The 11,558-nt window shown below is 42.6% G+C and carries 14 protein-coding genes and 4 pseudogenes; 5 read left to right on the top strand and 13 right to left on the bottom strand.

Features of this window, described 5'->3' with window-relative positions:
- Window positions 1–421 (top strand): annotated as a pseudogene (locus ACFFAP_RS29810) (calcium-binding protein); the annotation flags it as partial.
- A gap of 58 nt (window positions 422–479) precedes the next feature.
- Window positions 480–668, top strand: coding sequence for a hypothetical protein (locus ACFFAP_RS29805; RefSeq protein ID WP_375514594.1), 189 nt, complete (start codon window positions 480–482; stop codon window positions 666–668).
- A 118-nt stretch (window positions 669–786) separates the two neighbouring features.
- On the opposite strand, the gene ACFFAP_RS29800 is transcribed toward ACFFAP_RS29805, so the two are convergent.
- The 11 genes and pseudogenes from ACFFAP_RS29800 to ACFFAP_RS29750 all read right to left on the bottom strand — a co-directional run bounded on the left by ACFFAP_RS29800 (window position 787) and on the right by ACFFAP_RS29750 (window position 7,780).
- A complete protein-coding gene (locus ACFFAP_RS29800) occupies window positions 787–1,149 on the bottom strand; it encodes a hypothetical protein (RefSeq protein ID WP_375514593.1) in 363 nt (120 codons plus the stop codon).
- 206 nt (window positions 1,150–1,355) lie between these two features.
- Window positions 1,356–1,742 (bottom strand): oxalurate catabolism protein HpxZ, encoded by a 387-nt coding sequence (gene hpxZ / locus ACFFAP_RS29795; protein ID WP_375514592.1) that lies wholly within the window; start codon window positions 1,740–1,742, stop codon window positions 1,356–1,358.
- A gap of 68 nt (window positions 1,743–1,810) precedes the next feature.
- Window positions 1,811–2,731, bottom strand: a complete 921-nt coding sequence (locus ACFFAP_RS29790; RefSeq protein WP_375514591.1) for an MFS transporter — start codon at window positions 2,729–2,731, stop codon at window positions 1,811–1,813.
- 25 nt (window positions 2,732–2,756) lie between these two features.
- Entirely contained in the window at window positions 2,757–3,410 is a 654-nt protein-coding gene (locus ACFFAP_RS29785) for a sulfite exporter TauE/SafE family protein (protein ID WP_375514590.1), read from the bottom strand.
- Window positions 3,410–4,063 (bottom strand): HAD hydrolase-like protein, encoded by a 654-nt coding sequence (locus tag ACFFAP_RS29780; protein ID WP_375514589.1) that lies wholly within the window; start codon window positions 4,061–4,063, stop codon window positions 3,410–3,412. The genes ACFFAP_RS29785 and ACFFAP_RS29780 overlap by 1 nt, the downstream gene beginning before the upstream one ends.
- A 15-nt stretch (window positions 4,064–4,078) precedes the next feature.
- On the bottom strand, window positions 4,079–5,041 hold the full coding sequence (locus tag ACFFAP_RS29775; RefSeq protein ID WP_375514588.1) for a DMT family transporter: 963 nt from the start codon (window positions 5,039–5,041) through the stop codon (window positions 4,079–4,081).
- Window positions 5,042–5,164: 123 nt separating this feature from the next.
- Window positions 5,165–5,344: pseudogene (locus tag ACFFAP_RS29770) on the bottom strand (nitrilotriacetate monooxygenase); the annotation flags it as partial.
- Between the two features lie 96 nt (window positions 5,345–5,440).
- Window positions 5,441–5,549: pseudogene (locus tag ACFFAP_RS29765) on the bottom strand (TauD/TfdA family dioxygenase); the annotation flags it as partial.
- A gap of 94 nt (window positions 5,550–5,643) precedes the next feature.
- The gene (locus ACFFAP_RS29760; protein WP_322649148.1) at window positions 5,644–6,444 is read right to left on the bottom strand and encodes an SDR family oxidoreductase; all 801 of its coding nucleotides are present in this window, start codon (window positions 6,442–6,444) and stop codon (window positions 5,644–5,646) included.
- Between the two features lie 25 nt (window positions 6,445–6,469).
- Entirely contained in the window at window positions 6,470–6,817 is a 348-nt protein-coding gene (locus ACFFAP_RS29755; protein WP_375514587.1) for an Inorganic pyrophosphatase, read from the bottom strand.
- A gap of 15 nt (window positions 6,818–6,832) precedes the next feature.
- Entirely contained in the window at window positions 6,833–7,780 is a 948-nt protein-coding gene (locus ACFFAP_RS29750) for a zinc-binding dehydrogenase (RefSeq protein ID WP_375514586.1), read from the bottom strand.
- Between the two features lie 374 nt (window positions 7,781–8,154).
- On the opposite strand from ACFFAP_RS29750, the gene ACFFAP_RS29745 reads away from it, so the two are divergent.
- The 3 genes and pseudogenes from ACFFAP_RS29745 to ACFFAP_RS29735 all read left to right on the top strand — a co-directional run bounded on the left by ACFFAP_RS29745 (window position 8,155) and on the right by ACFFAP_RS29735 (window position 9,363).
- Window positions 8,155–8,271: an acetolactate decarboxylase gene (locus ACFFAP_RS29745; protein ID WP_375514596.1), complete on the top strand. Its 117-nt coding sequence runs from the start codon at window positions 8,155–8,157 to the stop codon at window positions 8,269–8,271.
- Window positions 8,272–8,537: 266 nt separating this feature from the next.
- Window positions 8,538–8,942 (top strand): annotated as a pseudogene (locus ACFFAP_RS29740) (acetolactate decarboxylase).
- 19 nt (window positions 8,943–8,961) lie between these two features.
- Window positions 8,962–9,363, top strand: a complete 402-nt coding sequence (locus ACFFAP_RS29735; RefSeq protein WP_375514585.1) for a VOC family protein — start codon at window positions 8,962–8,964, stop codon at window positions 9,361–9,363.
- 88 nt (window positions 9,364–9,451) lie between these two features.
- Here ACFFAP_RS29735 and ACFFAP_RS29730 read toward each other — a convergent pair whose 3' ends face one another.
- Together ACFFAP_RS29730 and ACFFAP_RS29725 are read right to left on the bottom strand one after the other, a co-directional pair.
- Window positions 9,452–9,661, bottom strand: coding sequence for a pentapeptide repeat-containing protein (locus tag ACFFAP_RS29730; RefSeq protein WP_375514584.1), 210 nt, complete (start codon window positions 9,659–9,661; stop codon window positions 9,452–9,454).
- 505 nt (window positions 9,662–10,166) lie between these two features.
- A complete protein-coding gene (locus tag ACFFAP_RS29725; protein WP_375514595.1) occupies window positions 10,167–11,471 on the bottom strand; it encodes a dihydroorotase in 1,305 nt (434 codons plus the stop codon).
- Between the last annotated feature and the right edge of the window lie 87 nt (window positions 11,472–11,558).

The following is an 11,558-nucleotide window of genomic DNA, read 5'->3' as shown; positions in this document are numbered from 1 at the left end:
GTACGATGACTTGATTCTGGGGGGCAATGGGAATGATACCCTCAACGGTGATTTTGGCAATGATATCCTTATAGGTGGCAACGGTAATGATAGCCTATTTGGAGGAGCTGGTACTGATACCTTTGCTTTCAATAGTTTCAATGAAGGCATTGATGGAATTTATAACTTCAACGCAACTAATGAACTCATTCAGGTATCGGCTGCTGGTTTTGGTGGCGGGTTATCAATCGGTTTACTTCAGACAAATCAGTTTACCATCGGAGCATCTGCAACCACTAGCACTCAGCGATTTATTTACAACGATGTTACAGGTGCATTGTTTTTTGACCAAGATGGCAGTGCGATCGCCTTTAGTCAGGTACAATTTGCACAACTTTCGAGTGGGTTGTCACTAACCAAAAACAATTTTGTGGTTGTTTAATCGTGATTAGCGCTCTATCACTCTAAGCAGAGAAAATAGGAAATGGTCGGATTGCGAGATGTCTAAAATAGCAACTTGCATCCGATTTATCAATGCAATTATAGCAAGCGATCGCGCGTGGAGTTCTTTCCCAGAGAGAGTTTGTAAACAATATTGGTACTCCCGTCCTAAAAACCCAGGACTTACGCAACGGGCACAAGTGATGGTGCAGCTACGCCACGGCGAGCGGCTAACAACTAAATTATAGACATGGCTACGTCGGGACGTAATAGTAGCTGAACTAAATAATTTGACAACAATCCATGCTTGATTTTATAAATTGTTTGACCACTTTTATAAGCTAAATTTTTGAGTCGAAGCCAAACTCAAATAGCACAAGCAATATGATTTCTTTGAATACGACCCTTGCGACATTGGCATGATTCAATACCAGTCAATTGCTTTAATTCTCTATGAACAGGACTCAACCTTCCATCGTTGGCGCTAGCCTGCCGGAAGCACACTTTACACACGAATGGCACAACCTCCGTAGAATCTTGAGATAAATCGTTGGTAGCGATAAAATCCGTTCTGTCGGTTCCGACACTCACCCGGAATAGTTTCACTTTTTTAGCTTGAGGGAACTTTTTTATTTTAAAGCCTCGGCTTTGCTCGGCTTGAACACTGAGCAAAGCCGAAGTGTTAATTATTTTACCTGATTTTAACTCTTCTTTATCCCAAGATAACAATTCAATTCTTTTATAGTCTTCTGGGGCTGCCGTATCATCAACAAGTCGATTACCTTTGAGAGGGCAATAATAATATTTTTTTTAATCATCAATATATAAGATTAATTTACACTGTTATTTAGTACGTATTTACTATCAAAATGCGATCGCCCTGTGCCAGTTGCGTAAGTCCTGTCTAACTAAAATACTAGTCATAGTTTTGAAACTCACACTGGCAATAATGAAACATGGGCTGAAACCACCTTCCATCCTTCGGTAAACCTGTACCAAGTCTGGCTTTGTCGCCCGAAACGCTCTACACCATTGATAATCCGGCGAAATTCTAAAGTTACTGTTGCTGCATCTTTCCCAAAGGTTACAACCTTGAGATTCAAGATTTCTCGCTCTATTTTTGGGCTTGGTCGATTCTGGCGAAAGTTACGAATTTCATCACCACCATAAAGGTTTTCTGTGATGCCGAACCGCACTACTTCGGGTGCATTCCAAAACAAGCTGTCCATCACTTCTAAATTGTTATTACAAAGAGCTTCTTCATACTTGAGGTACAAATTAGTTACTTCAGCGACAACAGTAGGGTCATTTATAGTAGTCATTGTTTTTACCAATTTTTGGTTTTATGGCTAATTATGCACTCTTTTAAATAGTCAGAACTATTTTTCTTTTAAGCTGCTTCAGTACGTAGATTCAGACGAACCAGATCACGGAAGGTGGAGATTTGCCGCATAAGGAAAATTGAGCCTGCAATACAAATACTTGCACCAAAGATGACAGTATTGCTACTACCAATTTTGCTTGCTAGTGCGCCAGCTATTAAATTGCCTATCGGTACTGCACCTGTAGAGGCCATAACGTAAAGACCTGTAATTTGTCCGCGATTTTCATCGCTCACCAACAACTGAAGCAAAGTGCGTCCGGCAATTATCTGCAAAATAAAGCCGAAACCAGCCGCTAATAATGAAAGCAGTGAAAGCCAGAACACACGGGATAGGGCAAAGACAATCAAGCTTACTCCCATAAAACATATACCCAATGCTAGAACTTTACCCGATTCCAGTACATTGCTATGCTTTGTTAAATAGATACCACCAGCTAAGGTTCCCAAACTGGAAGCTGTCATCAAGAAGCTGAAGGTGTTAGGCCCGCCCTGCAAAATCTCCTTGGCAAAAATCGGCCCTAAAGCTAAATAAAATCCCCAGACGCAGCAAACTAAAGCCGAACCAATCAAGACTGATCGAATTGGCAAAAATCCAAAGGCATATTTAAAACTAGTTTTTAATTCTTCTAAAGGTTTGCGTGTGAAAATAACGACTTTTTTGGGGGCAAGGTGCATTGCTAGGAGGGCAATAATTACGGCGATGTAACTGATACTATCGAGCAGAAAACAAAGCTCCGATCCCACTGCCGCAATTAACAAGCCTGCGTAGCTTGCCGCCGTAGGCATCGCAGGCCCAAGCATAACCGAAATGCTGACAAGGGAGGAGTACAAAGCGATCGCATTGCCGAGGTTTTCCTTACTGACCGTTTCTAGTAAAAATGCCTGTCGGGTGGGAATATCGAAGGCGTTAATTATTCCTTGCAACACGCCAAGAAATGCAATCTGCCAGACGTTAATAGTACCCGCTCAAAGCCAGCCATGTCAGAGCCAAAGCAAAAATAAATGGAACGATCGCAATACCATTGATACAACTCCCTAAAAAGGTCTTAAAAGCATTCATTGTGTGAATACTTTTGATACCTAAAAACGTTAGAGTTGCCAGCATTAAAATTCCTAAACCTGCGCCGAAAAAACCGCCATAGATTGCGATCGCTAGTTGAGCCAGTAGCAAATTAAACAAGGGTACAGATTCCGGCGATGTATTCTGGTTTTGACGCTGCAACCACTTTTTGAACGGTTCGCTAAAGGTAAATACAACCGTTGCTAGCAGCAATAGATAGGGAATCAGCTTTTTAAAGACATCTGGCGATGTGTATAACAAAGCTACCAAGCCAATTATGCCACCAACTAAACTGACACCACATAAAAGTGAAAAATCTCGCCGCTTGATGTTTAAATCTTGACGATATGCTCCAGCACTTGCTAGAGCAGCCACCCAAATCGCGGTATTATTCGTGGCGTTAGCTGCGATCGGGGGTACACCTGTAAAGATGAGAGTTGGAAAGGTGATAAAGCTCCCGCCACCCGCCACAGCATTTAGCCCGCCTGCAACGAAAGCGGTACTAAACAGAAGTAAACTATGGAAAAGCGTTAATGATAGCGGCATTATTTACGAATTATTAATCTGGGAATATCACTTGGGGAATGGGCAATCAAATCAGCACCATGAGCCTTCAATTCCTCCTCAGTTCCATAGCCATAGGTAACACCAATTGAGGCGATTCGATGACGCTTGGCTCCAATGATGTCATGTGAGCGATCGCCTACCATCATCACAGTAGATGGAGAAAGTTTTTCTGTTAATAAAATATGGTGAATTAAGTCACCTTTTATGCTTCGCGCTCCGTCAATTTCACTACCATAAACACCATCAAAAAGCAATGCTAATCCAAAACATTCAATAATTTGCGTCGCATAAATATATGGTTTAGAAGTTGCAACAAAAGTTTTATAACCAGCAAAACGAATGGCTTTTATAACTTCTGAAATTTGAGGATAAAGGGAGTTTTCAAATAATCCAATTGTGGCAAAGCGACGACGATATAGTGAAATCGCCTGTTCAATTACTGTGCAATCCAAGGTAGTGAGTAATTGCGAAAAGCTCTCTCTCAGTGGTGGGCCAATACACCAATTTAATTCATCAGCATTCGGTGGTTTGTAACCGAGTTCAGAGAGCGCATACTGAATACAACTAGTAATGCCAGGTTTAGGATCTGTCAAAGTTCCGTCAAGATCAAAAAGGATAGCAGAGAAAGGCATATCTTAATTCCCAATTTAACCCCTAAGTTTGAGCGATTTAATAAAGCCTTCTGCACTAAGTAACGCGATCCCCAATGTGACAACACCAATCCCCACACTTTGAATCACGTTTAAAGTTTCGCTAATGGTTATCCATGCAACTAGTGCCGTCAATGCTGGACTGCTAGAGCCGATTATGGAAGCGGTAGAAGCGCCAACCATCCGAATCCCCACATTGTTTAGAGTGTGTCCGAGAAAGCTGACAAGACCGGAAAATATGCTACCAATCCATAGAGGTGTCCAATCAAGTTGGGCGTTATTAGCTGGCCAGAACAGTAAGCTAACACCAGAAAGCAATAGAGTGGAGGCAAAACTGATCCAGGTAAAGGGAATTGGATGGAATTTTTCTAAACATTTTTGAGCAATGATGCAATAAAAGGCGTAAACAATCCCAGCGCCAAAACTAGCAAAAATGCCGATCGCAATGGTATGACTGCTGTAGGTAGCAGAAGATTGAGGAATGGTGAGAGCGCTTCCCACCAAAATAATAGCCATTACCAGCCAACGGAACAATGTGGGGCGATCGCCAAAAAACCTCCAAGACAGCAGTGCTGTAAATACGGGATAAGTGAAGAAGAGGGTCAAGGCAATACCTGTGGGAATCAAGCCAATAGCAATGTAGAGTGAGGCAATATACACAAACATCAGCACTCCACAGCCAAGAGCTTGGATTAGAACATCCCTGCGCTTGCGGGTGAACAAGTCTTGGAGTTCTGTCCAAGCAGATGGATATAGCTTGAATGATAGAGATGCCATGAGTGGAACCACCAGCAGCATTCGCATGAACATCAGCAAGAAGGAATTCTGCAAATCCGGTTTAACGTATCCACCGACTAAAAATAAACCTAGTACGAGATGTTCTGAAAACAAAACTCGGACAGTAACGTTGTGAAACGTCAAAACAAAGGAGGATAGAAGAACTGTCAGGATGCCCAACACGATAAAAAGTTTCCTTAGAGACGACTTGATTGTATTGTTAAAACCACTGGAATAACAAACCAGATGAAGTTTGAGGAAATCAAAGCCGTCGCTTCAAAAACACTGCCAGTTGTTCAATCAAAACTATGCCAAGGAACCGACACTCACAGGTTCAGGAGCAGTATTTGTGCTGAACTGGTTCACTGGACGGGGCATACCAAGATTTTGACGCAAAGTACTGCCTTCATACTCAGTACGAAATATTCCTCGGCGTTGCAGTTCGGGAATTACCAAGTCCACGAATTCATTTAAACCCCCAGGTAGCCTTATTGTTTTTTAATAAAGCATCGGCATACTGCATAGGATTAGATTCTGCAAAGTAGATTATTCGTTGTGCGGCATGGTATCGCTGACGATATATGCGATCGCATAATGTTGAGTAGCCCGGTTGTCCCAAAAGGCTACGCCACTGGACTGTGTTCTCAGGACATGTTACATACGCTTGCAACAATCGGAGAATGTCATCTGACAATTTTAGATTTTAGATTTTTCCTTCAATCCAAAATCCAAAATTCAAAATCTAAAATTGGTAATATCTGCTGACTTCTGGCTCCTTTAAGCTGCTAAACACCTGGAGTAGAGCCGCCATCAACGATAATCTCTGTTCCTGTAATCGATGCAGCTAAATCAGATACCAAAAATAGCGCCAGCGCGGCAATTTCTTCTGGCTGGGCGATTCTTTTTAAAGGAATACTTTGGATGTTTTGCGCCTTTACTTGCTCGACGGTAATCCCTTGCGCTTGGGCGTTCTGCCGCGCTAAAGTCTCGGCACGCTCAGTAGCTGTAGCACCAGGCGATATGGCATTAATGCGAATTTTGTACTCGGCTAACTCTTTAGAAATGCCCTTTGTGAAATTCAGCAGAGCCGCATTGCTTGTACCGCCAGCTAAAAAGTTAGGACGAGGTGTCCGTCCTGCACCGCCGACTATATTGACAATCCGGCCATCACCGCGACTTTTTTGATGGGGAACGACGGCTCTAACTAGGCGGATATAGCCCAATAATTTTAAGTTCCAAGCATCCAAAAATAAATCATCAGTTGATTCCAGGAAAGATCCAGCACGGGCTGAACCTGCATTATTAATCAAGATATCAATCTGATTAAATTGGGCTAATGTTGTAGAGACAACTTTCTCAACATCCTCTGCTTTAGTTAAATCAGCGCTGATGGCAATAACTTTAGCCCCAGGAGTGGGTAGGGACTGGATGTCAGCTACAGCCTGATCTAAGCGTTCTTGATTGCGGGCTGCGATCGCTACATTCACACCTTCACTATAGAGTGCTTTGGCGGTGGCTAAACCAATTCCCGCACTTCCTCCGGTGACGATCGCTGTTTTACCTGATAGTTTTAGTTCTAAACTCATACAACCTTACCTTCAAAAATGTAATTTACTTGCGAACCAATAATATTGCCGATTGAGAGCCTATATTGTGGATATCCAAAATGACTCGACTTTCCTCAGATGTACAACCCAGAAGTATCTTGATTTCTATATCTCGTTTTTCCAAGTCAACACCACAAATAACGGCAGTTACTGTTTTACTAAACAGGCTACCTATCCAGACATCAATATCATTTCCATCTCCAGAGCGAGTCTCTTGTAAATATCCATAGTCAAGCGGATAAATTAAGGATGGATAACGTGGATGTGATGTCCCTTTGGGGCGTTCTATCTTGAGGTTACTAGCAGCTACAAGCTGATCTAGCTTGAACCATAAGTCAGTACTATCCCCCATACCATCTATTAATACTCAATTGGAAATGTGCAATACAGCCTTGCCAGGAAAACGCCTGTCGAGTAATTGTTGGGCTACATCAGCTATTTGTGTCCAAGAAGCTTCTAAATCAATGTGAGGACGTAACTGACCTGCTTCTACTAAACTCAAAAGCCGTTTTAGACCAACTGATGCTGATTCTAATCTCAATTCATCGAACAGACGTAAACCATACAGACTCACGCCACCAGTCCCGAAAAATTGGGCAGCGTTGAATGTCACTTCTGCTCCCCCAGATACTCCATACAGCACAGTTTTTCCATCCTGTGCCAGTAAGCCAAGGGCTACCCCCAAAGTCTTGCCACCTACTGACTCTACAATTAGATGATAGGGGCCATACTCGCTGGCGGGTGAGAGGTCTTCGCCAATCACCACCGATTGTGCGCCTGCTTCCTTGACTAGAGTCTCATAGCCAGCTTGACGAATGTATGCCACGACATGCGCCCCTGACAGTCGTGCCAATTGGATAGCAAAGTAACCAACACCTCCTGATGCAGCTGTAACCAGAACTGGGCGACCTAACAGCGAACCGCCTTTAAGCACAGCATGATACGCGGTTAAACCCGCTACAGGCAATGTGGCAGCTTGAGCAAAGGATACCGATGGCGGTACTTCTGCTAAGGCGTTGGTAGGAACAGACACTAGTTCTGCCCAAGCACCGGCGCCGCGCAAGCCAACTACACGCGTCCCTTGGGCAGGCCCCGACCCATCAGCAGCAGAGGTTTCCACTACACCTGCCAAGTCCCAACCAGGCTGCCAACCAGCCTCAGCAGAAGTTGAACGTTTCACCTCTCCCCGATTGAGAGAAATCGCCGCCACTCTGACTAGTGCCTCATCTGGGGCAGGCTTCGGTGCAGTCACTTCACTCAGTGCCAAACGTCCAACCACATTCGGATCAACAATCACAGCACGTATTTTACTCATAGAGAATGCCCTGGCTTAGAGATGATTTTCTAGATCGGTGGTTCACAATGTACTGCCTACAAGAATAAACTCGATAGATTTAGCTAGTCCTTCTTAACCCCAAATCTATACAACTAAGTTAATGATATTTAATAAACTACGGTAATTCGATGGGATTATAGTGTTTTTGAGGACGTAGAGAGAAAACTATCACAAGACAGACAAAAGAATCAAGCACCCAGCGAAAAGATTTGTTTCATTAATTTGCATTTATTGCTACGTTGTAAGCTAGTCGCTGTCAACCTCCTACTCTATGATAAGTCGCCTTCCAGGCATCTATGGATATTACTACGTACTACGGGAGTATTCAAAAGTAATGATTTTTATCTGAGTCAATAGGTCTTTATGAGAGAAATACTAATTTTACGCAGTTGAAAAAATACGGTAATTTTGGTTTGGGGACAGTAAATTATCTTAATGGAGAAATGATTGGATTAGATGGCAAATTTTAGCAAATAAAAGCTGATGGAGTTACCTCTGTCATTCCTAATTCAATGACAAGCCCTTTTGCTACAGTCACCTTTTTTAAACTACAAATATTAATTAATCTAGAAGGGTATAGCAATCCGATTTGATTCCTGAATTACTCGTAGAGACTAGGGACTGGGAACACAACAACTGCGCTCAGTGCATCGCTGGGGACTGGGAAGAAGGAATAAAGGTGTACTGATTTTTTTTCAAAAATAAAATATGAGTCCTATAGATTAATTATCAACAATTGCAGCAATTATTGGAGCAGCGCTTACCGACTAAAAATTATCCTTATGCTATTCGTATTCAAGGTATTTTTCCTTATCTAAAATTTAGAACTGTTCCTAAATAAACTCTACCCTATCGTCCTTTGGCAGAGGTGATTAAAGAAGAATCGATTTTTGAGTTAAGGAATGTCAATAGTACTTTAGTGGGTTTTCGGACACCCAAATATATGCAAGGAGTAAACTTTAATGGCTATCACTTTCATTTCATAACTGGAAATCGGAAAACTGGAGGACATATTTTAGATGGACAATTTCAAAATGCTAAAGTAGAACTTGATACTTTATCAAATGTTGAGATAAATTTGCCCAAGCTGATTTGGGAGATGGCAAACCTGCTGAAGTCAACAGAGTTAAACGGTAACTAAAGATTTTTGGATTAAACCTATGTCACTACCAGAAACTATTGCAAAAGAAAAGGATACCCGTCCTCCGGTGGCAATTGGGCATGTAAGATTATATGTGAGTAATGTAGCAGAGGCTAGGGATTTTTTTGTTAAGATAGGGCTGCGCCCGATCGCTCAATCAGAACAATTAGCTGTTTTAGAATTACGGGGAGGAACGCACTTAGTTTTGAGAACAAGTTCAGAGACGATCGCTCCCGGAATCAATGCGCCTTTTGATCTGATGGTAGATGATGTTTTTGCCACCAGAGATACTTTTAAGAAGTGGGGATTGACTGTTTCTGAAATTGAAACAGGCAGAATCCACAGTTCATTTACTTTGACCGGGCCGGATGGCTATCTTTTAACGTTAACTTCCTCACATACAGGCGCTAGAGAAGTTTAACAAAAAAGAACAAAGATGTCAGCCGTCAGAATTGGCATGAATTGGAGTCTGACTTAGGTATAGGTGCGTAATCAATAGCGATTGCACCTCAGCGACGCAACCCAATTACCCGCTCTAAGTCTGCTCCTGTAAAAATTGTATCAGTCACATTAGCATTGGTCAGATTTGCATCTTCTAGATCGGCTTTCGTGAAATTAGCTTTGCTGAGATTTGCTCCCGTTAAATTTGCCTTTCCTAAGTCTGCATCGGTTAAATCAGCCCCACTGAGGTTAGCATTACTTAGATTAGTTTCATCCAAGTCAGCGTCAATTCTTAATTTAACAATTCAAGCAGTAAGAGCAAATCTATCTTACAGCAGAATTCAAGTATTTGAACTACATCTGTCGTAGGGGCGCAAGGCATTGCGCCCCTACCGCGTGGTCTATTTACCTGAAAATAGCTGTAAGTTTAAAACAATGATTATCAAAATTTTTTAACCATTAGCATCACAGAATTTAGTAATAAAGCTTAGGTGCGTTTTCGTAAGCAAATACAACAAAAGAGTGTTTCAAGGGATCGGTTATATTCAGTGGTTTTAATACCAATTCTCTAAAATAAGGCAACAGATGTAAGCAGGGATTGCCTTGCTGCATCTAAATTTATCAATTGCGAATGGGCAAAAAAGCGAATTGCGAATTGGTATGAATAGGCTACACAAGCTTTGTTTCAAATCATTGGAACAAATTATCAGCCATATAAGTTTGAAATACCAATGTATTAGTACCTCTCTAAAAAGTTATGAATTTCAGAGTGTTTTACATTTTTCAACACCAGGTTTGCACAACATGACCCTTCAACTGTTGCTCTAGCCAAGGTGTATTTTGTGAAAGTGTATAAAGACTTTTCCGTTCGACTTTCCAGGTTTGCTGGGGATCAAATAAAGTAAGTTCTGCTAGTTGATGAGGTAGAATCGCACTTACCTTCTGCCCCAAACACTCGGCTGGACTGCTACTCAATGCCCGCCATAATTCTAAAGCTGTAAATTCCTCTGTTTCAACGAGATATTGCCATAGCAAAGGTAATGCTAACTCTAAACCAATTGCTCCTGGAGGTGCTTCGGCAAAAGCTTGGACTTTTTCTTCGTAGCTGTAGGGTGTGTGGTCAATAGCGATCGCATCTATCACACCCACACGCACCCCTGCACGCAATGCCGCCACATCACGCGGATTTCCTAATGGCGGGTCTAAATGCAAGCTAGTGTTATAACTCTTAACTGCTTTTGTATCAAGTAAAAGGTGCATCCAGGTAGTGCTGGCGGTGATGGGTAAACCAGCAGCCTTGGCTGAAGCGATCAGTTCCACGCTGCGAGATGTGGAGACGCGCATAATATGGACTGGTGTACCGATGGTTGCAACTAATTCTAATAAAGCTGCGATCGCAGTAGTTTCTGCGCTGACGGGTATTGGAGGTAAACCGAAACGCAGAGCATCTACCCCTTCTCTCATTACACCATTTGCTGATAACTGGCGATCGCTAGGCCAAAATGCTACTGGTTTTCCCAACGGCTGGACATACTCTAACACTCGCCGCACCAGCGCCAAATTCTCTAAGGGCTTACCATCGCTAAAACCAACAACTCCAGCAGACGCTAAATCTGCCAATTCCGTCATTTGCTTCCCAGCAACATCTAGGGTGATAGCACCCCAGAGATGAAGCAGGGGGAAAGGAGAGGGTTGAGGTGCAGGGTCAGCCAAATTAATTTTTTCCTTCTTCCTCATCTCCCCGTGTCTCTTTTGCTGCAACTGTGCCACAAGTGCAGGGTTATCAATAGCTGGGGATGTATTGGGTAAGATGCTAACTCTGGTAAAGCCGCCAGCAGTAGCAGATTGTAACAGAGACAATAGGGTTTCCCGTTCTTCAAACCCTGGTTCACCGGAGTGGCTGTACAAATCCACTAACCCCGGCCCGATAACTAATCCCCGACAATCTCTGATTGGAGTATCGGGGCTGATGTCAGTAATGTGCGAAGCCACTTCTTGGATATAACCATCAGCAATCAGCACATCAAAGAGTTCATCGATTTTAGAAACTGGGTCAATTACCCGTACTTTTTGCAGCAGTTCAGTCATAAAAGTTTTTAGAGACGCGATTAATCGCGTCTGTACAGGAGTTAGGAGTAGAGACGCGATTAATCGCGTACAGGAGTTAGGAGTAGA

The sequence above is a fragment of the uncultured Nostoc sp. genome (genome assembly GCF_964245575.1).
In the GTDB taxonomy this organism is placed as follows: Bacteria; Cyanobacteriota; Cyanobacteriia; order Cyanobacteriales; family Nostocaceae; genus Nostoc.
This window is presented reverse-complemented; position numbering and strand designations above follow the sequence as displayed.